Source organism: Corynebacterium mustelae (assembly GCF_001020985.1).
GTDB classification, from domain to species: Bacteria; Actinomycetota; Actinomycetes; order Mycobacteriales; family Mycobacteriaceae; genus Corynebacterium; species Corynebacterium mustelae.
This window is the reverse complement of sequence record NZ_CP011542.1, coordinates 550,243-575,804: the sequence shown is the minus strand read 5'-3', so window position 1 is coordinate 575,804 and position 25,562 is coordinate 550,243. Positions and strand designations below refer to the sequence as shown.

At 53.2% G+C, this 25,562-nt stretch carries 26 protein-coding genes; 3 read left to right on the top strand and 23 right to left on the bottom strand.

The genetic code is table 11. From position 1 onward, the window contains the following. The first annotated feature begins 43 nt into the window (after positions 1 to 43). Entirely contained in the window at positions 44 to 877 is an 834-nt protein-coding gene (locus CMUST_RS02690) for a dienelactone hydrolase family protein (RefSeq protein ID WP_047261228.1), read from the top strand. Positions 878 to 894: 17 nt separating this feature from the next. Here CMUST_RS02690 and CMUST_RS16755 read toward each other — a convergent pair whose 3' ends face one another. The 16 genes from CMUST_RS16755 to glmM all read right to left on the bottom strand — a co-directional run bounded on the left by CMUST_RS16755 (position 895) and on the right by glmM (position 16,178). Beyond that, a complete protein-coding gene (locus CMUST_RS16755; protein ID WP_158408188.1) occupies positions 895 to 1,059 on the bottom strand; it encodes a hypothetical protein in 165 nt (54 codons plus the stop codon). 42 nt (positions 1,060 to 1,101) lie between these two features. Next, entirely contained in the window at positions 1,102 to 2,160 is a 1,059-nt protein-coding gene (locus CMUST_RS02680) for a hypothetical protein (RefSeq protein WP_047261226.1), read from the bottom strand. Further along, on the bottom strand, positions 2,157 to 2,462 hold the full coding sequence (locus CMUST_RS02675) for a hypothetical protein (protein WP_047261225.1): 306 nt from the start codon (positions 2,460 to 2,462) through the stop codon (positions 2,157 to 2,159). Before CMUST_RS02675 ends, CMUST_RS02680 begins: the two co-directional genes overlap by 4 nt. A gap of 200 nt (positions 2,463 to 2,662) precedes the next feature. Beyond that, a complete protein-coding gene (locus tag CMUST_RS02670) occupies positions 2,663 to 3,070 on the bottom strand; it encodes a DUF1877 family protein (RefSeq protein ID WP_047261224.1) in 408 nt (135 codons plus the stop codon). 275 nt (positions 3,071 to 3,345) lie between these two features. Continuing rightward, complete coding sequence (locus CMUST_RS02665) at positions 3,346 to 4,803, bottom strand: IS1634 family transposase (RefSeq protein WP_052844452.1); 1,458 nt, start codon at positions 4,801 to 4,803, stop codon at positions 3,346 to 3,348. A gap of 165 nt (positions 4,804 to 4,968) precedes the next feature. Beyond that, complete coding sequence (locus tag CMUST_RS02660; protein WP_047263300.1) at positions 4,969 to 5,283, bottom strand: hypothetical protein; 315 nt, start codon at positions 5,281 to 5,283, stop codon at positions 4,969 to 4,971. A 47-nt stretch (positions 5,284 to 5,330) separates the two neighbouring features. Continuing rightward, positions 5,331 to 6,164: a hypothetical protein gene (locus tag CMUST_RS02655; protein ID WP_047261223.1), complete on the bottom strand. Its 834-nt coding sequence runs from the start codon at positions 6,162 to 6,164 to the stop codon at positions 5,331 to 5,333. Beyond that, a complete protein-coding gene (locus CMUST_RS02650; RefSeq protein WP_047261222.1) occupies positions 6,157 to 6,804 on the bottom strand; it encodes a hypothetical protein in 648 nt (215 codons plus the stop codon). The genes CMUST_RS02655 and CMUST_RS02650 overlap by 8 nt, the downstream gene beginning before the upstream one ends. A gap of 44 nt (positions 6,805 to 6,848) precedes the next feature. Next, complete coding sequence (locus CMUST_RS02645; RefSeq protein ID WP_047261221.1) at positions 6,849 to 7,709, bottom strand: hypothetical protein; 861 nt, start codon at positions 7,707 to 7,709, stop codon at positions 6,849 to 6,851. Positions 7,710 to 7,722: 13 nt separating this feature from the next. After that, positions 7,723 to 8,781 (bottom strand): RHS repeat-associated core domain-containing protein, encoded by a 1,059-nt coding sequence (locus CMUST_RS15740; protein WP_144414109.1) that lies wholly within the window; start codon positions 8,779 to 8,781, stop codon positions 7,723 to 7,725. Then, the gene (locus CMUST_RS02640) at positions 8,730 to 12,977 is read right to left on the bottom strand and encodes a DUF6531 domain-containing protein (RefSeq protein WP_052844491.1); all 4,248 of its coding nucleotides are present in this window, start codon (positions 12,975 to 12,977) and stop codon (positions 8,730 to 8,732) included. The genes CMUST_RS15740 and CMUST_RS02640 overlap by 52 nt, the downstream gene beginning before the upstream one ends. A gap of 105 nt (positions 12,978 to 13,082) precedes the next feature. Continuing rightward, positions 13,083 to 13,376 (bottom strand): WXG100 family type VII secretion target, encoded by a 294-nt coding sequence (locus tag CMUST_RS02635; RefSeq protein ID WP_047260919.1) that lies wholly within the window; start codon positions 13,374 to 13,376, stop codon positions 13,083 to 13,085. Positions 13,377 to 13,459: 83 nt separating this feature from the next. Beyond that, positions 13,460 to 13,798 (bottom strand): WXG100 family type VII secretion target, encoded by a 339-nt coding sequence (locus CMUST_RS02630; protein WP_047260918.1) that lies wholly within the window; start codon positions 13,796 to 13,798, stop codon positions 13,460 to 13,462. 112 nt (positions 13,799 to 13,910) lie between these two features. Next, the gene (locus tag CMUST_RS02625) at positions 13,911 to 14,210 is read right to left on the bottom strand and encodes a WXG100 family type VII secretion target (protein WP_047261220.1); all 300 of its coding nucleotides are present in this window, start codon (positions 14,208 to 14,210) and stop codon (positions 13,911 to 13,913) included. Then, a complete protein-coding gene (locus CMUST_RS02620) occupies positions 14,211 to 14,474 on the bottom strand; it encodes a hypothetical protein (RefSeq protein WP_052844490.1) in 264 nt (87 codons plus the stop codon). A gap of 360 nt (positions 14,475 to 14,834) precedes the next feature. After that, positions 14,835 to 16,178 carry a phosphoglucosamine mutase gene (glmM, locus tag CMUST_RS02615; protein WP_047261218.1) on the bottom strand — a complete coding sequence of 448 codons (1,344 nt, stop codon included), beginning with the start codon at positions 16,176 to 16,178 and terminating at the stop codon, positions 14,835 to 14,837. A gap of 404 nt (positions 16,179 to 16,582) precedes the next feature. On the opposite strand from glmM, the gene CMUST_RS02610 reads away from it, so the two are divergent. After that, on the top strand, positions 16,583 to 16,843 hold the full coding sequence (locus CMUST_RS02610) for a hypothetical protein (RefSeq protein ID WP_047261217.1): 261 nt from the start codon (positions 16,583 to 16,585) through the stop codon (positions 16,841 to 16,843). Here CMUST_RS02610 and CMUST_RS02605 read toward each other — a convergent pair. From CMUST_RS02605 to eccCa, 7 genes are all read right to left on the bottom strand, one after another. Further along, on the bottom strand, positions 16,840 to 17,859 hold the full coding sequence (locus CMUST_RS02605; protein ID WP_047261216.1) for an alpha/beta hydrolase family protein: 1,020 nt from the start codon (positions 17,857 to 17,859) through the stop codon (positions 16,840 to 16,842). The genes CMUST_RS02610 and CMUST_RS02605 overlap by 4 nt on opposite strands. 209 nt (positions 17,860 to 18,068) lie before the next feature. Further along, positions 18,069 to 18,602: a 30S ribosomal protein S9 gene (gene rpsI, locus CMUST_RS02600; RefSeq protein WP_047261215.1), complete on the bottom strand. Its 534-nt coding sequence runs from the start codon at positions 18,600 to 18,602 to the stop codon at positions 18,069 to 18,071. Beyond that, the gene (gene rplM / locus CMUST_RS02595) at positions 18,599 to 19,042 is read right to left on the bottom strand and encodes a 50S ribosomal protein L13 (protein WP_047261214.1); all 444 of its coding nucleotides are present in this window, start codon (positions 19,040 to 19,042) and stop codon (positions 18,599 to 18,601) included. The genes rpsI and rplM overlap by 4 nt, the downstream gene beginning before the upstream one ends. A 448-nt stretch (positions 19,043 to 19,490) precedes the next feature. Then, on the bottom strand, positions 19,491 to 19,778 hold the full coding sequence (locus CMUST_RS02590; RefSeq protein WP_047261213.1) for a WXG100 family type VII secretion target: 288 nt from the start codon (positions 19,776 to 19,778) through the stop codon (positions 19,491 to 19,493). A gap of 235 nt (positions 19,779 to 20,013) precedes the next feature. Continuing rightward, positions 20,014 to 20,331, bottom strand: coding sequence for a WXG100 family type VII secretion target (locus CMUST_RS02585; RefSeq protein ID WP_047261212.1), 318 nt, complete (start codon positions 20,329 to 20,331; stop codon positions 20,014 to 20,016). 224 nt (positions 20,332 to 20,555) lie between these two features. After that, complete coding sequence (locus CMUST_RS02580) at positions 20,556 to 21,587, bottom strand: type VII secretion-associated protein (RefSeq protein WP_047261211.1); 1,032 nt, start codon at positions 21,585 to 21,587, stop codon at positions 20,556 to 20,558. Then, positions 21,584 to 25,294 carry a type VII secretion protein EccCa gene (gene eccCa, locus CMUST_RS02575; protein WP_047261210.1) on the bottom strand — a complete coding sequence of 1,237 codons (3,711 nt, stop codon included), beginning with the start codon at positions 25,292 to 25,294 and terminating at the stop codon, positions 21,584 to 21,586. The genes CMUST_RS02580 and eccCa overlap by 4 nt, the downstream gene beginning before the upstream one ends. Between eccCa and CMUST_RS16750 the strand changes: the two genes are divergently transcribed. After that, the gene (locus tag CMUST_RS16750; RefSeq protein WP_158408187.1) at positions 25,293 to 25,439 is read left to right on the top strand and encodes a hypothetical protein; all 147 of its coding nucleotides are present in this window, start codon (positions 25,293 to 25,295) and stop codon (positions 25,437 to 25,439) included. The genes eccCa and CMUST_RS16750 overlap by 2 nt on opposite strands. The last annotated feature ends 123 nt before the right edge of the window (positions 25,440 to 25,562 follow it).

The window sequence follows — 25,562 nt, the reverse complement described above, 5'->3', positions numbered from 1 at the left end:
CCAACTTCCGCGAAACCCTCGACTTTCGACTACCCTTTAAACCGTGGCTGAAAATCTAACAAAACACCTAGCGAAACTTTCCAAACGCGGCCCCCACCGAGTACTCGTGGGCGAGCTTGATTTCGTGGGATTACCAGGAAAAATCTACACACCCGCCGAAGGCCATGCGCTTGCTGGCGTTGCCTTTGGGCACGACTGGCTCAAAGACATAAAAAATTACCATGCCACGCTCCGCCATCTCGCTAGCTGGGGTATCGTCGTTGCCGCCCCCAACACCGAAACCGGATTCAGCCCCAACCACCGCGGCTTCGCCTCCGACTTAGAAACCTGCTTACAAGTACTCACCGGAGTGAAACTCGGCACCGGCAATATCACCATCGCGCCAGGCCGTATTGGCGTAGTCGGACACGGAATGGGTGCAGGAGCCGCTGTCTTGACCGCAGCAGGAAGAGGCAACCTCAAAGCCGTAGTCGCCGCCTACCCGTCAACCATTACTCCCTCAGCTGAAGAAGCTGCCGCCACAGTTCATTCCCCTGGCCTAGTTCTAGGCACCGGTGAATACGCTTTCTTCGATTACGGAAACCCAGCCAACCTCGCCGCACAATGGGCAGGGCCAGTAGCCTACCGCGAAGTAGAGGGGGCAAATCATGACGTTCTCAATGAGTCTCGACTCTTCCCGCTTCTGACCGGCTTACGAAACCGACACATCACCAGAGAGCGAGTGCGAGGCCTGATTACCGGATTCTTATTAGCCACATTAACCAATGAACGCAAGTACTCCGGTTTCCGTGCCGCCGATTCCTATGCCAAGAAAGTGACATCCATCCATGGCTCAGAGTTACTGGCCAAGGCTGATTTCGCACAGTACGCCGACTAGCAGTTAGCCAACTTACGTCACATCTTCCGCAGCACCCCTTTCACCTTACCTTTTCTGCGCAAGGTGCTAGGTTGCCGAGCAGCAGCACCGTCTCCTACTCGGCGACGTTTAGTAATGCGTGTTGCTTCAGCCTCAACAGCTTTTAACTGTGCTTCAAATTCCGCCATACGCCGATCCGTCATGCTGCGGAACCTTTCGATGAAATCCGCGTATTCCATTGTCAATTACCACCCTCCAGCGTTTCGTACGCTATCTGTTCGAATTGGTTGCGATGCCACCGGCTGCGGCAAAGGTGCCTGCGGGTTCGGCGACTGTACCGATGCCATGGGCTTATATCCAACAACAGGCGGTGCAGTTGGCTCACTCTTTGTCGTCGTAACAGGTGGTATGTCCTTTAGCACAGTAGGTTTGCTCGGTTGGCACTGATCACCAGGTGCATTCGTCGCAGTGACTGACTGACCACCATTAGAATCCGTTGCCACCCGAGGCGGTTTTTCCGCCGATGCATCGTCATCTCTACCCGTCACAAAATCGACCAGCCGATCAACATCATCACCAATACCGACCACGGTTTGCTTCACCGTCCCCAACACATCCACAGTTGCCGCCATGGTTTTCGCCGCACCTGCGGCCAGAGTTTCCGACACGGGATGTGGCGTGACCCGGTGGGCATTCGATTCCGCGAGGGTTTCAACCACGTCGACCAGCTTTCCATAGCTCGCCGCGATCGCATGATCCCGCTCACCGCAAATATCCGTCATCGCGGACAACGACTCATCAACGACACCCGCCCCAAGCAATACCAATTGGGCAAAACCTTCTGGATTTTCCGCCGGATCTATGCTGCTGAGTATGGTTGCCAGCATGTCGATGTGTGCCGCCGCGCGATCCTCCACCATATGGCATTGGTTCGTAGCCGAATCATTGATCTCATTAACAGCTGACGTTGCGGCTTCTGCTTCTTTGCCCGCAGCTTCCGCATCATCGGAAGCACCAAACCAATCCGATATCAACCCCTGCAATGCATCGCCAATGAGCCCGACCGCGACGTCGACAAGCACGCCGGTTATCACCTCGGAGATTCCCGCAGCGGTTTCCGACTGGGACGAACCCCGCACGAGCTGGGCGGCTGATCGGATAGCCGAGGTATCCAGACCCTTCGTCGCGCCAAAAGCACGCTCAACCTGGGCAACCGCCTGGGTGGGTGGGCGATAAGTGCCGCGACTCGCCGTCGCCAGCTTTTCAATTGCACGCAATAATATGCTGGTTATGCCGCTTCTCATCGCTGCCCACCGAACCCACCGGCGTTATCGACATCAACCGCCGCTATCAACGCCACATCAGCGTCCGCCGCAGCAGCGGCCTCCTTGACGTTGACGATCTGACGCGCGATGCGATCATGCAACCGGCCAAACGCGGCCGCCAACCGTTGCTCATACTCGCCGAAATCACGCCCCAATGCACCAGCTGAAACCTGCGGGATATCCGCATTATGCACGCGAATTTGAGTATCAGCCTCACGCTGTAAGTCGCCCAATAGACTCCGCGCTACTGGCACATCGACCTGTATTCGACCTGACGTCATGGTAACCAACCTCTTTTCCAAAAAATCCGACACCGCGACCGGCGCCTCAGTAAAAAGTCGCTTACCTAGTTAGACTCACCCAACCCCCCATTTGGTTCCATGAAAATCTTTTCCCACCCCGAATGGGTAAACCTTACACCACCATGGCCCCTGCATAAGGGCGCTTAGTGGTGCAGGAAAACCGTCATTAGCCTGGCGTATTAATTACACACGATACACACCGCATGCCCAGCAGCCGCCGCTTTCGAATAAAAGTCAGCCAGACCGGTCACCACTTCCAACACGTCATAGTCATCAATGGTTGGTGCCACCGCCGCCAATTTCTCAGCAAATTCCGCCGCCTCTTGGGCCGTGGAAATGAGCACCGGCGGGTCCTCAACAATAGTGGTCACCCCGTAGATCGCTGGGATCAAGCTGGGATCGTGTTCTGTGAAATACTCCGCCGCGAAATGCGGCGCTTTATCAAACTCGATGTAGTCTTCGACTTCGGTATCGTCCTCTTCTTCTAACCACTCGAAAACAATATCGGTAGCAGTATCCTCATCGGGTGCTGCCTGCAAACTGGCCAATTGCTCGTCGCTAAGCTCGAAATAATACGGAACAATCATTTACGGTCCTCCTTATATGCTGCTTGGTCTTTTACCAAGACTAGCGGCGATCGCTGCCGCGTGGGGCAAAGGAAAGCGAAAATCCGTCACACATCTGGCGCGCAACATGAACGATACGCAACCATATAAAAAGAATCGGTATCGACGTCTTCCCTGCTAAACGAGTATTCGTACAGGAACTCATCCAGCTTTGAATCGTCAGCAATCGCCTCACCCGCCACCGACACCGCGCTCGCAAACCGCGCCCGATAAAACAACGCCTGACTTGCACAGTTTTAGTACGACATTTTGTTGAGGATTTCTTGGGCTTCTGGTGTGATTTTTGTGGGGATGGTTATCGGGCCGTGGGGTGTGTTGATGGTTACGTCTCGTAAGGGTTCGAGGATGTTGATGATTTTTTGTCGACTGAATCCGGTGAGATCTTGTAGGAAACGTGCGACGGCTAGGGCGACAAAGACGAGATTTAGGTGGGCGCGGATGGAATCTTCTTTCCGTACGTACATTGGCCTGGCTTGAAGGTCGCTTTTTGCCATTCGGAAACTTCGTTCCACTTCGTATAGGTCATGATATGTTGCAATGATTTGTTCACCTGACATGTCCTCGGCCGAGATGTTGGTGATGTATCCTTTCCAGCCTGCTAGTTGTGACGCTTTTTCAAAATCATCAGTGTTGAACTCACAACGGCCGCTGGTGTGGGTAACAAACCGTGCCCGTTTTTGTTTCCGCGTTCCTGTGACGATTTCTTCAGCACGTTGACGTTGCTTGGCAAGAGTGTGCTTGTCGTTGGCAAATCGCTTGTGTGAATACTGACAGACCATTCGCCGTGTGGTTCGGTGAGTTGTGCTAGGGCCCATTGTTTTCGTTGATTCGACGATATGCCCATCATCAATAGCGTGTCCTGTCTCATTGATGGGCATATCCATCTTGTAGGGAGCTTTGGACATTCTTGCCCCGATAATGAATTGAAACCCAAGCGCTTCTAGATGATTGCAGTTGTCCGCAGAAATCATGCCAGCATCGGCGACAACAATGATATTTTCCACGTTATGCCGCCTGCGAAAGCTATTCAGTACATCAATCATGGTGAGTGCTTCTGCTTTGTTTCCCTCGAAGCAGGAAATTTCCAAGGGAAGTCCACGGCTATCAACAAGCAGTCCCACAACAACCTGTGGATCGATACGACGCTCTTTCGAGTACCCCACTTTACGTAAATCGTCTTCACGATCTGCTTCAAAATACAACGTCGTAACGTCATAAAGCACCCACGCTACTGTGCCACGTGCCAGGCTGAAATCAAAACATGCTCGGGAAAACGCACTGTACTTATCCTCATCAAAAGCTGTTTTCACTGCAGCTGAAACCGTGTTGCGATGAACAGCAGGTAACCCTAACCGTTGAAGCACCATGGGTACTTGTGACTTCGAAGAAGGCTGGACTACACGTGCAAAAACAGTGCGGGCAAAAACAGAATCCACCGGATAGATCGCATCAAAACCAAGCGTCGACCACGCACAAGCAAAAACATCCAATAATACGCGAGCAGTCATCGACTCCACCGTCAACGAGTCTTCGGTATCACCTGCCACTGGTAACTCAAGATCTAACTCAAGCTGATCAGCGTAAAGCAGATCACGCGCTTTTTTGAGTAAAGCGTGAAGTTCAATCTCGTTATGGGCAGAACCGACATGATAATCCACCACAGTTCGGCGATGCACATCCCGCACGATCTGCACGGCAGTCGCACCGCTAGCAGTCCTAACTTTCCTAATCCGCACCACACAACAAGACTAACAAGCCCAAAAAACCCACCAAATTAGTACGACAAAAACCCAAAAAACACCCTAAAACCCCAGCTCACCCACAACCAAACCCACCAAAACCACAAACCACTGTGCAACTCAGGTCGCAAACCGCGCCCGATAAAACAACGGCCGAACCAGCTTGGGCGATCCATCCGCATCCAAGCAGTCCAAATACACGTCATCGACCTCCTCAGCCCACGCTGCAAAATTCTCCGGCCTAAACAACTGCTCGGGATCCCGCAGCAACGCCGACATCTCCGCCGACACCGCAGTTCCTGGATCATTCGGCGCGACCCGATCCAACCAATCGGCCACCACAACCGCGATAAACCGCCTGCGCTGGGCCTCGTCCAGCCCGCAAATCAGCTGCAATTCCTCCGAAAATTCCGGCGGCGACACCAATACGAACATGACCCATCCCTAACTTTTGCTTTTCGACGCTACTGCGTCGCTGCGGGCTAAGGTAGCCAGGGATTGATGCCTTTCTCCGCGAGTACATCCGCCCACGCATCAACAAGCAACGCTATGGACTTCTTATCTTCCTTCGTTTTCACAAGCGGCACCAAACGATCCCACTGCTCCTGCGACAAATACGGCGTCGCATAAAAAATCACCGACGCCACATTATGACTATCCTTCGTCTTATCAGCAAGACCCTTAAACAACGCATCAATCTTGCCCACAATAATCTCCGGATGCTGCTCCAACTTCTCATTCACAACCGAAGGAAACCACGGCACAACACCATTCTTCACCAACTTCTCACGCGTCTTCGCAACATTAATTCGCAACGACGACTGCGTCTCAAAATCATCAAACTTCGGCGCAATCACATCCCACTGCTCCTGCGAAAGCTTCGGCAACAACCCCATCAACACAAACAAAAAATCACGCGCATCACCAGAAGCAATCAACCCCACCAACTCAGCAACCCGCTTCTTACTACCACCAGCCAATCTTCCCAAACACACAGCCATCACTACACGATCATCGCCTTTTAGCCTGTCACCGTCCTCCCTACTCGGTAGCGCATGAAACGCAGCCACCACAGCATCCCACCGCGACGCGTGCTTAGCCTTAACATGCGAATCTAAACACGAAACAAACTCACCAAGCACCATCGGATAGTCCAACAAATCCGAAATAATCTCAGGCGCGTGCTCCACCATCGCCAACACCACATCATCAGAAACAGAAACATGCCGCGACGGAAGCGAATTCGGAAGACCATACTTCACCAACACCTGCGACAACACAACACGCTGCTCATCCAAAGAACTTCGCTTAGACATAATCGTTGTTCCTTTCGCCAAGTACGGGATGAAGTTGAGCTTTTCCATGCAGACTTATTTCCAGACGCTGCGCATGAGCATCAAACCACTCCGCCATCTCACCCGCCACAAAAGTAACTTGACTCAAATGCGGCAACCGAAACAAACCCAGCGGCTCCTCATCAGGCTGAGTAACCACCAACCGGCGGACTGAATGAATCGGCCGCTCATACTTCGGCAACGCCAAATTCTCACGCCGATACACAATCCGCTCAGAATGATCCAAATACTCACTCGACAACTCAAAACAAGTACTAACTATAAAAGCAGCAACATCACTAGAGCCCAATCGAATCGGAAACGCGCGCACCCGTGAATCAAGCGCTGAGAGCTCATCCACAAAGGCCTGATTACCAAAGAAGTAACCCATCAAAAGCATGGTAGCGACATGCGGCTTGTCAGAATCAAACTTCGCCAATTGCCGCTCACTAGCGTCCAATACGGGAATAATCTTCTCACTACACCGCGTCGCAAACTGCGGCTGCTCGAAACAAAAACTCAAATAATCATCAACCCGAGTTTGCTCAATCGGCTGGCCAGGAAACACACCAAGAAAATCATCACGCGACAAAATCGCATAAACCGTCTCTGGGTTAATCACATGCGCTTCTTTCCCACGGAACTACCCCATACTTATCGACGTTTTTACGTTGCTTTCTTAATTTCCGCAGCCCACGGCAGCCAGGGATTGATGCCTTTCTCCGCGAGTACATCCGCCCACGCATCAACAAGCAACGCTATGGACTTCTTATCTTCCTTCGTTTTCACAAGCGGCACCAAACGATCCCACTGCTCCTGCGACAAATACGGCGTCGCATAAAAAATCACCGACGCCACATCATGACTATCCTTCGTCTTATCAGCAAGACCCTTAAACAACGCATCAATCTTGCCCACAATAATCTCCGGATGCTGCTCCACCTTCTCATTCACAACCGACGGAAACCACGGAACAACACCATTCTTCACCAACCTCTCACGCGTCTTCGCAACACTACCCCGCAACGACGACTGCGTCTCAAAATCATCAAACTTCGGCGCAATCACATCCCACTGCTCCTGCGAAAGCTTCGGCAACAACCCCGTCAACACAAACAAAAAATCACGCGCATCACCAGAAGCAATCAACCCCACCAACTCAGCAACCCGCTTCTTACTACCACCCATCAACTTACCCAGCATTCTAACGGCATTAACCCTCCTATTATTACGAAGGACGTCCCCATCAACCCTACTCGGCAGCGCATGAAACGCAGCCACCGCAGCATCCCACCGCGACGCGTGCTTCGCCTTAACATGATCAGCTACACATGAAACAAACTCACCAAGCACCAACGGATAATCCAACAAATCCGAAACAATCTCAGGCGCATGCTCCACCATCGCCAACACCACATCATCAGAAACAGAAACATGCCGCGACGGCAACCGATCAGGCAAACCAAACTTCACCAACACCTGCGACAACACAACACGCTGCTCATCCAAAGAACTTCGCTTAGACATAATCTTTATCCTCCTACCAATAACCTAACTGCCGACCCGCCATATAAATTTGAGATTCATTAATACGATGGAGGAACACGTGATCATTGGCTTCTATTTCCCTCATCAACGGACGACTTATCTTAGTATCTTTCAGGACAAAAAGGTGGTACTGACTTCCCTGATTCTCAGTGAACTTAATGCCATCTAGAATTTGTTTTGATCGCCCTAGCCGCTTAACTGCTTTGTCTTCAGGAATACCGACATATTCTTTTGTAATCTTATCGGAAAGTATTCCGTCCGAAATGCGGTTCCGCTGCCCAACAGTATAACTAAGACGATCTGTGGAGTGTTCTAGGCCTATTTGATCCGCATATCGCCTTGCTGCGAGTTCACCCAAAACGCCTTTTTGATGGGAGGATAAACGAGCAAAATCCCTGCCAAGTTGAGTCCTTCTCCATGCTGATGGGCAATACTTCAACCCGTAGTAGTCGATGAGAACGGTGGGGTTTGTGACGTACCCTTGGGGTGTTGCTATGTTCGGGCTTACACCGAGTGGGTCTTGGGCGTTATACATACCAGCTTCTGGTTGGTAGTACCGGTACCGGTTATACACCCACCCAGATTCCGCGTCTTCGTACTGGCCAGCAAACAACAACGGGCACTGATTCTTCCCCCGCCAGACACGCTGACCATACAACGACTGAACACTACACCCAGTAACCTCACCAGAATCCGGATCCACAAGCTCCAACGGTGCACCAGCAAGATCCGTCGTCATCGCAGCAAACACCACATCCACCTGCTCCTGCGACCACGACAACACCCGTGACGGATCAGAAGACACTACACCCGCCACCTGCTGGCCGTGCGTGGTTAAGGTCAGCTGCCCGATCGGATCTGTGGTGTCCGGATCATAGATCCACATCCGACCCACCACCCCATCACCACCAGTGGTGACACCAGCAGCCAAAGCAGTATCAGGTGTGGTGGTGTAGGTCGTGTGTTCCCCAGTCAGGAGATCACCAGTATGGGTGAACATCACCCGCACAAGCACCTGACCACTACCAGTATCAATGGTCTCCTTCGCCACCCGACGCCCCAGGCCATCATAAATATACTTATACCCCACACCAGGTGTATCCGACGAGGTAAACCCCACCGGCTGAGTCGACGTACCCGCATAAAAAACGTCTTCACCAAAGGCTTCTTCGACAACCGCTTCGTCACCGTACGTATCACCCGACCAGCCGGATCATACTCATACCGAGTCCGACCCACCCGAACCGGCTTCGTCCCAGAAAACTCCACATCTGATACCACACCAGACACCGATGACGGCACATACCCACCATCCGCCTGAAACTGGGAATCAGTACGAATACTCGTGAGCACACCAGCAGCAGAAAACCCATACACCTCCGACACCACACCAGCCGACGCCTGCGACGACTGTGGTGACGACGGTGAAGAAAGTGACTGCGACACTGACACCAGCGACGATGGTGCATGCGGTGACGGGGTGTGGCTGGTACCAGACGGTACCGGTTGGGTGGTGACAGCGGTGATCTTACCCATCACATCCACATCAAAAGTCTTCATCCCACGAAGATGATCCGCCACACCAACAACCACATCATCCACACGCCACGACAACCCATAGCCCGACATACGCCTACGCCCACCCGGCGCAGTAGCATCCAACAGGTACGTATGATCATCAGTTTTACGCGAACACCTGTCATAGGCATACTCCCTGACAAGCGACCCAGTATGCATCCAGCTACGCCGACTAGCAGCATCAACCCCAAACCCACATTCCGTAACCACCTGACCCGGTACACCCGCAGCCACCTTATCCACAGTAGAACGCGACACCAGTGTCGACGCAATAAGTCCTGTGACCTCATCATGAGTAACAAACCCCGAAATCACCTGACCAGTCGGTGTCGTCGTATGCTCCGCCACAACCCGACCTATCGGATCAAACTCCACCTGCGTCACAGTCGACTCACCACTAGCAAGCGTCACCGTTTCAGAGATTCTACGACCATACTCATCCACCCCAAACACAACTGTCGTCTCCGGAGTGGTAACAGACCGCACCCGCCCTAACTCATCATAAGAGTACCGAATAACCCCAGCAGCATCCGAAACAGAATCCACCAACCCCAACCGATTCACCCGCACGGTCTTCACACCCGCAGCCGACGCAACACGCGTAACCACACCATCAGAATCAGTGGCAGTACTCGTCGTAGTAGTCACACCATTATAATCCGTCTCCGACACCACCTGACCATCCAACCCATACACAAACCGCCACGTATGCCCATCCCCATTCGTCACCGCCACCGGCTGCATCTGCGTATTATACGTACACCTCGTCACAGCACCTGTCGGATCCACCACCTCCACCGGCTTATCAAACACCGTAAACCGCGTCCTGGTCACCGCACCGATCTCACTTACCGCCTCGGTGATATTACCCTCCCCATCATAACCAAACACCCGCATACCACCATCAGGCTGAACAACAGACTCCACCCACCCCTCCGGCGAATACGACACCTGAGTTACAGCCCCTACCGGATCCACAACCTCCGACACAAGACCACGCACATCCCGCACATAACTCGTTCGACCCCCAGCAGCATCCACCACCGCCACAGTGCGGCCAGCATCATCACACTCAACAATCGTACGCACCCCAGCAGCATCCACCACCACCGCCGGTACTACACCCGAGCTACGATACTCAAACTCACAACACGTCACAGCACCCGTCGGATCAACAACCCGCGTGACCAACCCACACGCATCAACCTCATACTCAGAAACCAGACCATCCCGACCTACAACCCGAACCGGAACACCCCACGAACCAGGCTCAACACGAACACTACTCCCATCCGGGAAAATAGTCTCTACCAGCACCCCATCATCGTTATACACATACTCCGTCACACCCCCACAAGTATCTGTAACCGACGTAATCGTATGACACACATCATGCACATAATCAGTCACCTCACCTGAAGGTGACACAACCCGCCACACATCACCAGCAGCAGACGCCCGATACACCGTCGGACGAATATCACCCAAAAACTCATCATGAAGCCACTCTGCCGGCACAGCCCACGCATCACCATCCATATCCCGCGAACCAGTACGACCACACCCAATCATCCCCGCCCCCACAAGACCACCGGACCGAAGTGCTTTCACCAACGGCAAACCATCCAACCGGGAGAAATACTCACCAACAACACCATCACCCGCCACAAGCGGATCCTCATGAAAGCTACCAGCAGTTTCAATCGCAACCGCAACCACCCCACCTAATGGTGCATCACTAGCAGTATCCGCCAACCACACCACCACATTCGGCATCAACCCACCAGAACCAACCTGCGCCACAACCCGACCATCAGCATCAAACCGATAGTGATACGACACACCATTACGATCCGTCCACGCCACAACCCGACCATCACTATCGTAACGGTACTCCAACACCCCATCATGAGAATTCCGCACCCTGGCCAACTGCCCGTCCGCATCATACTCATACCCAATCACCTTCACCGGCTCCTGATCCGGATGCGTGCGTGGGTTCGACACCCACACATCACTCAACCGACCAATAACCATGTCATAACCCAAATCCACCCGAGTACCATCACTACGCACCAACGCAGTCACCAACCCAGAAGACTGATCCCATACATACTCAATCCGATGCCCCGTATGATGCACCACAGCCGATAGGCCAACCTCAACACCAATATCCCACGTATCAGCAATGCTGCCTGGGGTGATTCCCATCCCCACCATGGAACCACCCACACACGGCACACCATCAACCACACCACCAGAACCAGCAATTGCCCCAGGTTTCGTCGTCACCTGGCTCCGATGAGCTTCCGCAGGATCAAGATCATACACCCTAAATTCGTAGACCACACCAGCGGAAATATCTCGAACCCGATACGCACCATCACCAAACGACAACAACCACGGCCGACCATCCGCACGCACCTCAGACCCATCCACAGGCACAGACGGAAACGACACCACCGCACCATCCGGCGCCAACATCACCACACAATCACCCGAAACCTCTAAGCGACAATCAACACTACACACCCACCGAGGCCCCAACACACGACCCACCTCATGCGACGAAAACGCATGCCGATCCACCACCAACGGCAACACACCAGAGATGAAGACATCAACATCGTCATCGACCATTGCACCAGTAGCAATATCCACCGGGTCGAGCACTTTGCGCATCTTATCGATACCACGAGAGATGGAATCCCCAACCTTTGATGCGACTTTGCCAGCCAACTGGGAAACTTTTCCTGCGAGTTGGCTTCCTTTACCGGCAAGCTTTGAAGCTGTCACGCCTAGCTTGCCTGCTTTGGCGAATTTCCCGAGTAGCCCTAACGGCCCGGCAGTAGCCAAGTCGAAAGCGAACTCACCCCAACTAGCGTTACCAGTAGCAGCCAACAAGCCCTTCAAACCAACACCAATAGCCAATAATGCAACACCAAGTACTTGCAGTCCTGGGATGAACATCAAAATACTACCGATGATCTGCAACGCGTCAGATATTACTTTCAACCAGTCGGCGTTTTTATCCATGAAGTCATCAAGCTTTTGCCACAACTCTTGAAGGAAATTCGGATTCTCCTCAAACCGCTTCCGCGCCTGCGACGCAATCTTTTGCACCTGCACATCCACCCCAGCACCCAACACCTCCTTAATCGCTTTAGCCGACGCCAAATCCTGCTCCCACTTCACCCACGCAGCCTCATGCGCCAACCGCGCCTGCTCCATCGCCGCAATAGCAGCAGCAGCCCCCGGCGTCCCCGCCGCCGCAGCCGCCGCAGCCTCCGCAGCATTCAACTGCATCGCCGTCGAATTCACCACCCCATGATCCACCCGAGCATTTTCCCGCAACCCCCGCATCTGCGCCTTCTGCCCCTCAAGCAACTGCGCATACTGAGCAATCGCATCACCCACCCCCACATGCGCCCCACCCGCCACATCCAAATGCGACGGAAACTCCCCATTAATCAACTCCCGAAACCGATCCCCCTCCGAACCCACAAAACCCCCATCCGACACACCCCGCAACAACCCCGCCGTCTCCAACGCCTGCTCCCCAAACCGACGCCACTTCGCCCCCACCAACACCAACGCCGACACATCCCCACCAAGGCGAAAATCCGAAACCTCAAACCCCACAAACGGCCCAACAAACCTACCCGGCACAACAACCCCTACAAACTACCCACAAACCAACAACACAACAAAAACAAAAAACAAGGGGCACGCACACACCAACCAGCACACACGCACCCCACCAACAGCAACCAACTACTGGCCCGACAACGACCCCGACACCCGCGACCGCGTCTCCGACACCGCCTGCGTATTCTCATCCAACGCCGCACGCACCTGCCCCAAAATACCCTTAATATTCTCCGCAGCAGCAGACCACTTCCCATGCACCCCCCGATACAACTCCTGCTCCGAACCATCCCACCCCGCAGCCAACTTCGACACATCCGACTCCATCTCCGACAACGTCGACTCAATCGCCCCCATCACCGCATGCAACTCCTCCGCCGCAGCCTCAGCACTCGCATGATCATACGCATACACAGACACAACAAAACCCCTTCACAAACAAACAACAACAAACAACAAAAACAAACAACAATGCGCCACCCACGACGCACCAACACACAAAACTACAAAATCGGACCCGACTGAAAATTCATCCCCGAAAAACGCTGCTGCAACGTCGCAGCCTGATCATCCTCACCCACCTGATAATCCTTACCAGCCTGCTCCACCCGCGACGTCAACTCCTCCAACGCCTGATTCACCAACTCCATATTCTCACTCCACGCCTCCGTCATAGAATTCCACGCCTCCACAGACGCACCCTTCCACACCCCACGCAACGGCTCAATAGCCGACACAAACGACGACGCCTGCGACTTCAACTGCTCATGATTCACCCGCAACGACTCCACATGACCCGAAACCGCAGAATGCTCAACAGACACATTAGACGACTGAGACACAACAACACTCCTTAAAAGATTATTTTCAATGGTTTACCTCGGTTTTCTGCAACACCCGCACACCCGTTACCGAGATTTTGGCATTTTAATGTAGCCACAGCGTGCGGGTCTTTTATGTGATTTGCTGCAGCAATTCGTCGATCCCCTTTCGCAGCTCGGTATTGCCGTCTTTAATGGCGGTGAGCGTTTCGCTGACGTCTTTGAGAATGTCGCGAATACCGGCGGCACCTTCTTGCCATTTGCTAATGATTTCTTGGTACTGGTCCGATTCGGAAGAGACCCAATCCGGGCGGAGCTTATCCACTGATTGGCCGATGGCATCCATGGTGTCAATCATTGCGGCTTGCACCGACAGGATTTCGGAAGCTGATCCTTCCGCATCGCTGGTTCCGAAGGAAAACATCGAACTCATTTATGCACCCCCAGAAACCTTGCGTAATTCGGCATCAAATTGGTTCAAAGCGGATGCGGTTTCGGTGTCGAAACTCTCCACCGCCTTGGCAATCTCGCCAGAAACGGTACCCATCCCTTCAATATTTTTAATCAAGGTGCGCCGCGAGGCTTTCCACTCAGAGAAGAATTCTTCAACTGCTTGGGCGATCTTGTGTCCATGCACCTCATCAATACCGTCAGAACCTTCGGCATCACCTTCAACGCCATCTAGCGTGGAACTCATGTCATTCAAATTGTTTTGTATTGTCCGCAGATCACCAATCGGCACTTGCCAAAAATCAGAACTCAAATCACACCACCAAAGATGAAAAGATCGAAAAATAAACTACATCGATGTAAATCAATTCCACATACTAAAAGTAAACATCGGCATTTTCTAGAAAAAGCTAGAAAATATTTTCCACTCACCCCCATCAATACGAGGCCGATACCTGCAAATACACCAGGAAAGTAGCACTTTTATCTAAAACGGCGACCACCCCCGTCGTAAAGCAAACCGCGCGGAACACCGCCCCACAAATGACGAAAACCACCGTTCCCAGTTGTGTACAACCGGGAATGGCGGCGGGATTTCGTAGGAAACCTACACGTGAGACACCACTGCGGCGAGTTTCCCTGCGATCTGCCGGGCGGTCTCCTCACTGGATGCCTCAACCATCACGCGGAACAATTCCTCAGTACCGGAAGCACGTAACAGGACCCGTCCGGTTGAGCCCAACTCAGCCTCCGCTTTGGCGATCGCTTCCTGCACATCGGGGTGGGACTCAATCTTAGATTTGTCTGAGACCGGGACATTGATGAGAACCTGCGGCAATACCGTCATCGCTTCTGCCAAAGATTTCAGCGACAGACCCGTCTCCGCCATGCGCGACATCAACGCCAGGCCCGTCAACGTGCCATCACCCGTGGTGCCATAGTCTGGCATAACGATATGCCCGGACTGTTCGCCGCCCAGGCTGTAACCACCCGCGTTCAGGTCTTCCAGCACATATCGGTCACCGACTTTTGTCGTGCGCAATGTAATTCCAGCGTCGTCCATGGCCAACCGCAAACCGAGATTACTCATCACTGTCGCAACAAGGGTGGATTTACGCAGCTCACCGTTTTCTTTCATCGCCAATGCCAAAATAGCCATGATTTGATCACCATCAACAACAGTACCTTCGGCATCGACCGCAAGACAACGGTCCGCGTCACCGTCGTGCGCCAGACCGAGATCCGCACCGTGCTGCAAAACGGCGGCTTTTACCTGCTCTATATGAGTAGAACCGCAGTTATCGTTGATATTGTACGCAGTTGGCTGGTTGAAAATAGGGATCACTTCTGCCCCTGCCGCAGCGTATGCCATCGGTGTTACCGTCGATGCCGCACCGTTCGCGCAATCGACCACCACTTTTATTCCACTTAAATTGCGTGGCATGGATTCCGCGAGGTGTTCAAGATAGTGCTGCTGCGCATCCACGGCTTCTTCAATAACCCGCCCGACCCCATGGCCAGTAGGCCCGGTCTCCGGCAATGATTCCATGGTTTTTTCAATCTGGTCTTCGATTACATCTGGGAGTTTATGCCCGCCCTTTGAGAAAAACTTAATGCCGTTATCAGGCATTGGATTATGGGAGGCGGAGATCATTACCCCCATATCAGCGCCGTAGTATTCAGTTAGGTACGCAACAGCCGGGGTAGGTAGCACCCCAACCCGGAGCACGTCGACGCCGCGACTTGCCATTCCGGCAGCAAGTGCGGCGGCAAGCATTTCGCCGGAGACGCGCGGGTCGCGCCCAATTACCGCGATCGGGCGGCGTTTGGATGTGCGGTGTCCTGAGGTAAGAACTTCCGCAGCTGCGGCACCAAGCCGCAAGGCCAGCGGGGCGGTGAGTGCTTCGTTCGCGAGGCCACGAACCCCGTCGGTTCCAAACAGTCGTGTCATGATGAAATTGTTCCCTTTCTAAAAGATACTTCTTTTAGGATACGTCCTAAATACCTCTTTATGCGGGAGTCTTGGCCTAAAAAACCTAGAACGATCCGCCATGTTTTCGCTTTTCGACGTCCCCAGTAGCGCTGATTGTAAGTCAACGATGCTTATACTTGACCCTCATGAAGACTTTTCGTGGACGTGCCTATGTCCTATGGTGTGGCTGCACCATAGGACTATATTTTCTAGCACTTCTGTTACGTACTGCTTCCGGTTTGGGTGGATGGATTTCCGCAATACTGTTCTTTTTCCGTGGTCCTGCAATTTTCTTATTCATATTTTTGGCCGGATTAGTTTTGTTCTTTCTTCCTCCCTTAACCAGTCACAAGATAGACTCGCGCATACGACAGAAAATATTGATGCTGATCGGCTCCTTTCATCTATGCATTCTCATGGGGTTTTGGATTCTCCCCGATTTTGATGACCGCCCGGTACCAGTTGCGCTACATCCCGTCATGGGTGTTTTCACGAAATTCTTTTCCCATGATCAAGTAGCAAGTATGTCTTACCTGCTTAGCTACGCTTTGGTTGCAGGTGGGCTTGGAATCCTTATCGCACTGGCAGTTATAGGAGGCAGGGTGCGTCGACAGGCATCACCTGAAGCTGAGGTCTACTACTAATTAGCAGGCACGGAATGCCACTGTTCTAACCGCTCGAACAACAGCTTGTCCGACTCGATCTTGGCCTTTTTATTTCCCTCTAACGTGCCACCTAGCATTGTTGGCCACACCGGACCCAGTTCATCCATGTCCTCAAGGAAAACATGTCCCGCTCCCTCGAAAACAACAGCTTCCAGCTGCGGATTTTGCTCAGCAAGGTTCCGGGCCGCCTGCTCACCTGGCCACATTCTGTCTTGTTCGCCAGCAAACAACAAACCATGCCCCGCAAACTTACTCAAATCGATCCGGGCTGCATCCGCGTTATCGGCCTCCGCGATTGCCTTTTCATAATCCCCGCGGTAAGAAATGGGTAGGTTGAGCAGGAACCGAACTATCTTAGGCAGAAAATCGATGAACGATCCTTTAAACGCCAGGAAGTCAACTGGTCGACCTTCATAGGTGAAACTACTGGTTGGCTCACCCTTATCAAAACTGAGACTTTGATAGGTGTATTCGCCGGGCGTGTACAGCACGATATTGTCGATTTCAGGGTAGCGTGCAGCCAAATTCGCGGTTAATTCCGCTCCCTTGGAGCTCCCGATAACTGTAAGCGGTGCATCGCTATCGTCGTTAGCGCGAATCCAATCAAGGACCTCGTTGAAGAAATCCAACGGGACTTCATCTAAAAGTTGCTGCTGGTTGGGTTGGCCGAAGAAATACAACGCCAACACGTTATAACCTTGTTCGCGAAGCATCACCGCGTCACTGTGGGCAGCGCCGCCTTCGGAACCACCAAAAACTACGACGGTACCGGGATGTGGAACACCTTTCGCGTGGTAATAAAACCCGTTGAGGTATTCCCCCTCCACCCGATCAACGTTGCCCTCCGCCATCGCCACGCTTGGATCGCGTGGATCAGGACCTGGAACATCATATTTATTGGCGTTATAGTATGAAAAACCGACCAAGGCCACGATAATCACGATCAGGGCTGCCCCAATTTTCAGGAAAATCCTGCCGATTCTGCGCACTGTCATCACCCTCTCATATTCGTTTATATCCCGTAGTTAATGCCGATAGTAACGAGAGAAGCTTAAATGCGACTGATAAAGCGAGGAATCGATGCGCGTTCTACCCCCATTGCCAAGACTACTGGTGTTGTTCTACCAACACCAGTAGTCTTGGCAATGGCAAAACAGCCGCCCTCGTAAAATGAGGTGCGGCTGTTTTAACAATAAACCACGTATTAACGCTTGGAGTACTGTGGTGCACGACGTGCCTTGTGCAGACCCGCCTTCTTGCGTTCCACGGCACGAGCATCCCGAGTAAGGAAGCCAGCCTTCTTCAAAGCTGGGCGATCTTCTGGGTTGTAAACGTTAAGTGCACGTGCGATAGCCAACCGGAATGCGCCAGCCTGGCCGGTTGGACCACCGCCGGTGAGGTTAGCGTGAATGTCGAATTGACCGTCCCGATCAACCAAAGCCAATGGGGCTTTGATCAACTGCTGGTGCAGCTTGTTCGGGAAGTACTCTTCAAGGGTGCGACCGTTGCACACGAATTGGCCGGAGCCTTCAACCAGGCGAACCCGAACGATGGCGCGCTTACGGCGACCAACGGTCTGGATAGGACCTTCGTGCAGTACTGGCGCAGCTACTGGAGCCTCAGATTCAACAGCCATGGCATCGCCGATAGTGTTGGTGAATTCTTCGGTAGCAGCGGTTGCGGCAGCAATGTCAGCTGCATCTGCCGCGTAGTTTTCGGTTACGTTCTGATCGGTCACTGTGCCACCTGCTTGATCTCGTAGGTTTCTGGCTTCTGTCCACCATATGGGTGCTCCGAACCAGCGAAAACGTGGAGCTTCTTCACGGAAGCCCGGCTTAGGCGGTTGTGGGGCATCATGCCACGGATGGATTCTTCGATAACCCGAGTTGGGTGCAGTTCCAGGGAACGACCCAGGGTCATGGTCTTCAAACCACCTGGGTAACCCGAGTGGCGGTACCGGAATTCACGGTCGCGCTTGTTGGCGGATACGTGAACTTTGTCAGCGTTGATGATGATTACATGGTCGCCGCAGTCAACGTTTGGCGCGAACTGTGGCTTGCCTTTGCCGCGGAGCAGGTCAGCTGCGGTTACAGCAAGGCGACCTAAAACCACGTCAGTGGCGTCGATGACGTACCACTTGCGGGTAATGTCACCTGCCTTTGGGTGATAAGTAGACACTTATGACTCCTTATATAAGTCTGTCTAAGAACTGCCAGCCATGATGCGCACAAAACCCCTTATTCGGCGGCCGGTGGAGACCCGATCAAGGAACAAACTGCACAAAATAATTGCGCTTTGCACACACAAAACAGAAACTCTACCGTACGTACGCTAAACACACCAAAACCACCAGGCTGGTTGATGCGGTTGCGCTACAGGTACGCACAGTTAACTCACCCCGAAACGGGTTCATCTGCCACAATGAAAGCCTATTTCGAGCAAGTTAGGGGCAAATAACTGGGCGTGGTCATCCTGCGGAACCAAGCTTCAACCAACCTAGTGTCACACACCGGTGTTTATCTGATACAAATCGGTGTCAGGGTGGCCTGGCGTGCGGTGATTTAACATTGTCCTTTCCTCACCGCGTTGATGGGAAATATGTTGTCTATATGGTGGTTAAAGCGAGTTAGCCCCAGGAGGAGGCCGCCATGCGGTTGACGTCGCTCATTCGGTCGTTACCGGAACGAACAGTTTGTGAGATTGTCGCCAAAACCGTATTCAGTTCCGCAGCCGCACGATCCCATTTATTTTGGGCCTCCTGATATGCGATTGCGGAGTCGCCTTCCCACGACGCAACCATCGGTTGAATCTGGGATTTGATGGCATCAAGTAGGGCGTTGATGCGCCCGGAGGTGGATTGGATGTCTCCTGCGGCGGCTTCGATTTCGCCAAAGCCATACCGGATTACGTCCATGGGGTTCTCCTTTCGTTATCACTGTGTTTCCTAGTTATGTCTTAAAAGCCAATACCACACAAAGTGGGGATCGATGGTTTGGCTTTAAGGCAGCAACCACGGACAATCAGCGAAAAACTATGCAAAGTAGTGGTACAAGTGTTCTAAGAATGTGAAACCTACACTGGGTTCACATGAAGGAGCACAGTGTCGTGCGTGTGTTCATGTTGTGCGATTAAAAACGATGTCGGTTGTGCTATAGCGCTAATCCACCTCCGCCTACCCCGTTGAACATTGCGGCGTTATCGGCTTCAACGCTTTCGAATGACCTAGCGTTGGAGCGAATATTCTCACTGATGCTTGTCAGAGCTTCTTGCAGTTCTCCCGCTGCGGTGTTCCACCGCTGCATGAGATTGTCGAATGCGTGCTGGGCGGAACCTTGCCACGACCCTCGCACCGAATCGACGACGCCACGCAGCCGAGTGAGTTCGGATTGCACTTCATTGTTGGTGTCGTCAACGCGGCCAGCTGTGGCCACCATGACATCCGCTTCTGTGCGAAAAACGTTGCTCACGTAAAAACCCCTTTCTGGGTTGAAGGTTGCCAGTGCCACCAGTCATGGCACGGTTTGGATACGGTATGTCCGGTTGGGGATACCGGGCACGAGTGTGAAGCGTTTCATGGAAGTTGAGCTTTATTGCGCTTCACATATAGTTGGACTCATCGAAGGTGCCATTCGGTTCCATGTTTTTCCAAACTTTTTTAAAAAATTTCAAAACTCCTGCTAGAAGCACTTTTCTAGACGCCCCCACTAGTGGGGGTAGTGAGAATTTCGAGGCTTTCTGCCGCCTGGCGGCAGATTGATTTCTGGGGTATGGTCCACACACCGTTGCGGGTTTGACAACCAACAGAAAACAGATGTTCACCATCAACCCACGCCACCCACAGCACACCGGAACCATCGCCAGGAGTTTCTTGATAACCGATTTCCGGCCCACGCCCGATTCCTAACGGTTTCACTTTCGTCATGACTTCTTCGTTAGCAATCAGTGTCTCTAGTTCGGTTACAACGGCGGCCGGGTCGGCGTCGAAAAGCGGATCTATGGCGACTAATACCCGCAGGTTCTCATCCGTGCCTATTGCGCGAAACAGACCTGGTTTTGGACCGTCTTCTACCCGAAATCCCGCTGGAAGCCGCAGTGCAACATGTCCGTATTCGTAGCGTGTGGTAGGCGCTTCGGGCGGCACTGTGGCCGGTGTTATTCGTTGCGAAGCGGCCGTTTCCCGCGCACTGTCGGCAGCTGGCGCCGGTGGCACCGCAGCAGATTGATCGGTAGACACAGCCCACCACGAAACAAGGCATACTCCAACAACCACCAGAACCATCGCAGCGTACAACCCATAGACGGTTAGTTTGCTTTGTCGGCGTGACTTTGACTCCGCCGCCGATGGTACGAGGCGCTGCGGCGGAAACATAGTGGTAGGCGGCTGTACGCCAAGGTCAACGACGGGGCCGGGAATACCGTCTGGCAAGGGTTCTTCCATAAAATCATCGATGGCGGTGGCGCTAGCTCCCTCACACGCCAACGCCCTAATGAGCTGTTCAGTAACATCGGTTGCTGCGTCAATGCCGATTGTCACATCGGGCCAGCCTGGGTTCAGTAATTTTTGCGTCTGTTCAATAATCGCAGGCATTGCCCACCCATCACGTATCCCGGCTGCGGGTAAATCGTAGCGGTAGGCTGTTTCTTTTCCTTCGAAGATGCTGGCGGTGTCCAGTACGGTGATAATCAAGTCATAGGTTTCCAATTCCGGCCGGATGTGGGTCATTTCGTTTCTCCTTGATTATCGGTGGATATGTGGGCCACTTGAATTTTTCCTTGGGTGGAACCACCTGCAACAAGCACGCCCCGCCCGGGCGGTTGGGCGGTGGTTCGGATTCCAAAGAGCGGGCCGTCGTCTTTATCTGCATCCAAGATCACGGCCATCGGGGTTTGGTCTTTTATTTCGGATAGGAATGGTTGGAAAAACGCCCGAACTGCGCCACCAGATTTTCGGCCCACTACGATGTGCAGCCCAATGTCCCTGGCGTGCGGCATAAGCGGCATGAGCGGGGTCATGAGCATGTCGGAAAGCAGATCGTAGTCGTCAATCACGATGAAAATGTCTGGTCCTGTCCACCACGACCTATCGCGTAATTGCTCCGGCGTGATGTCGCTACCGGGTAGGCGTTCTTGCAATGTGATCGCAGCTTGGTTGAGGAGATTCTCGGTTTCCTTACTGCTGGCGCTGTATCCCGCCAGCATCTCGGCCGGAATTTCCCCTAAGTGGCTGCGCCGATGGTCGATGACCACGAGCCGCGCGGCTTCCCGTCCAAGCTCCGAAAGCCCCTGGCAGATCGTGGAAATCGTGGTGGTTTTACCGGATTGTTGGCTGCCGATACACACGAAGTGTTGGTGTGTTGCGGTGTCCCAATACAGTGGCCCCAACAGCGGTCCACCTATCCCAATTGCTACGTTCCGTGGCTCCAAATGACGTGCCAGCTCGGTCAGCTCTATCCGCTTAGGCAGCGTCTTTAAGGCTGGTACCCGTGGTTGTGCTGCGCTGATGGTGGCTACATGGGCGATGTCTTGCTGAGCAGATTGCGCAATCAACATCGACTCCCCCGTCATGCTTAAGCCCCGGCCCGGTGCGGACGGAATTTTCGGCTGCGCTTTTCGGTCGATGAGCGAATCTAATGGCTCGGATAGTTTCAGCTCCAACCGTTGCACAATGAGATCCCGTATCGCAGGGCGCACCACTGTCCATCTCGGTGTTGTAATCAAAAGATGAACGTTTGCCGCTAACCCGTCTGCGGCAATCCGGCCAAGTGTGTCCAATTGTGTTTCGTGTTCGGCGTGTAACACGTGCCAACCATCGACTACTAGGAAGGTGTGACGTAGTTCCGGTTTGTCGATAAACGACGCCACTTCGTCAATGATCCGTTCAATCTTTTCGGTTTCGCCGCGATGTGCTACCCCGGCAACGTGCGGCAGCATCATCATGGATTCCAGATCACGGCCAGCGAGATCAAGTACATAAAACCGAATGTCGTCGGTGGTATGAGTTGCCGCTAACGCCACCATGATGGTGCGCAGCGCCGTGGTTTTTCCGGTCTGTGGGCCGCCGCAGATGCAAGCGTGTCCTTTCTGCCCGTTAAAGTCGACAAGTAGCGTGTCTTGGCGCTGGGTAAATGGCCGGTCGATGACACCGATCGGCGCCGATAAACCGCTTAGATTTTCGCTTGTCGACGCCACCACGTCGCTGATTGGGATCGCCGGCGGTAATGGCGGTAACCATACTTGGTGAGATGTCTGGTTCCATTGCCCTGCCACAGTGGTTGCAGCTTCAACCAACGCATCCACCAGGGTACCTCGGGGATCGGCGACCAAGGTGTGGTCGGCATCGTTATCTATGATCTCCCAACCGTCCCACAGTTTGACCCGGTCACCTGTTTGCTGGGAAAACACGTGGTGGGGTCTGAGCAATGGCCCAGATACATAGGCCGTTTGAAACCGAATGAGTTGATCGGCATCGGCTTTCATATACCCGGCACCCGGTTTGCTCGGCAGATGGTAGGCATCTGGCACCCCGAGCACTTGGCGCGATTCCGCAGCGGAAAATGTTTTCAGCCCAATTCGATAGGACAGGTGTGAATCAAGACCACGCAACCGGCCTTCCTCTAACCGTTGCGAAGCTAGCAGTAGGTGAATATGCAGTGATCGACCTAATCTACCTACTGCAACAAATAGATCCGCGAAGTCTGCGTGCTGCCCTAAGAGCTCCGAAAACTCATCTAAGACAATAAACAGTGCGGGCAAAGGCTCAAGGTCCGGCCTATCGCTTCGCCTAGCCGCTTCATATTCCGTGACATTGGCAAAGTTTCCAGCTTTGCGTAGTAGTTCCTGACGCCTATTCATTTCACCCGAAATAGCATCGTGCATTCGTTCTACCAGCACCGATTCCTCGCTTAGGTTAGTAATCACCGCTGAGGTATGCGGCAGCCCGTCCAATCCAAGGAAAGTGGCGCCACCTTTGAAATCCACCAACACGAAATTCAAATCATGTGGGCTATGGGTTGCAGCCAAGGCCACCACCAATGTGCGTAGCAATTCTGACTTACCGGAACCCGTCGCACCGACGCACAATCCGTGCGGCCCCATGCCGCCATGCGCTGATTCCTTAATGTCGATGATGAGATTGCGCCCCTGATCGTCTTGGCCGATTGGAACGCGCAGACGCCATTTGCCCCGTGGTTGCCACAGCGAAGCAATAGTATCAGGATTGAAGTCATCAACCCCCAGCAGCGCTGGTAGTTCCAGGCTGCCGCCAGTTTTATCACCGGGTGCTAATTGCCGGTAGAACGGCGTGATTTTGCGGGATAAAATCAACGCCTCCGCCTCACCTAACCCATCTGGAACCCCAATGGCCTCCCCACCGCTGATGGTGTGGACCACCAATTCTGTTCCTACGTGAATGACCAGGCCTTCTTCCTCCGCCAGTTCCACCACCGCAACTGAGCGGTTATTGACTGCAATCACACTCGTCCATGGGTGTTCATCTAGTATCTGGGCAACCTCACTGGGGCTTACGGTGTCGTCGATAAGCACGATGGAGGTCGCGGCTGCGGTCAGCGATTCCGGATTAGTGTGCGGTAGCCACTTTAACCAGCAGAAACTATCACCCCTCGTCTGGAGCGCAACCGCATCCGGCCCATGGAACGTCGCGATATGTGCCACCATGGCGCGCGCCAAATCGGTGGCTTTATTGCCGGTAAGCAGCACCGCCCGAAATGCCTGTAATTGAATGACTACTGGCATGTCCGTAACAATGCCGACATCTTGGACTGCATGCCGCAGACTGACTGCGCACACCGGATCCAAGTCCTCTGTCGCTCCTGGATCAGATACGTCAATGGGGGTGCATAATCCGGCGGTTCCTAAGCCAATCCGGACGGTTAAAAAATCTGGATCCTCCCCGGCTCTTTCCCACATACGGCTGGTGCCAATCTTTGACACCAGATCATTTGGGTCTGGGTAATTGTGGAATTCATGTTCGCGTTGTGCTTCCGCATTTTTACGGGCTTGTTGACGAATGACTCCTATATGGCGCAGATACGTCCGACGCATTTCGTCCGTGTCCTCCCCCGGCTGGGGGCTAAACATCATAAAAATTCCCATGAGCATCATGATCGGAAATACCAACATCATGGGATTGATCGTGCCGTTGGATAAGAACATAAGCCCTACCATTGCCACGATCGCTACAACCATGACAATCGGCATGATCGCACGAATCAGTGGAATAGGTTGCGGCTTCGGCGCCGCGGGAACATCATCGGGGCTAATGGTGCCGCTTGGCAGCGGCGGAGCGGTATCGCGATCAGAAATGTGAATGGCCGGCACCAACGTTCCGGCTGGTGGATGGCTATGGGCGGCAATGAGCCCCGTAGTGTTCGCCGGGGAGTTTAAGTTATCAAGAACTTGGGAATCGGACATGGCTGAGAAATCCTCTACACAGCTAGCGCGCACGACGCACTGCCCTAGCGGCCACACACATGATTGGGTGCATGGCACGGCAGCGCAACGGAATACGCGTAAGACGCACACGTGGAAAATTTTCCACCCAGCGATCCCCATCTAGGGTGGACACAACGTTTAGTTTAAGTCATTATGGATATGACACACCAGGGTTTTGAGCTTATTTAATTTCCCGTTCATCCACACATGGGGATGTTGAGTGATGAGGGAAAGGTCATGGAAGTAC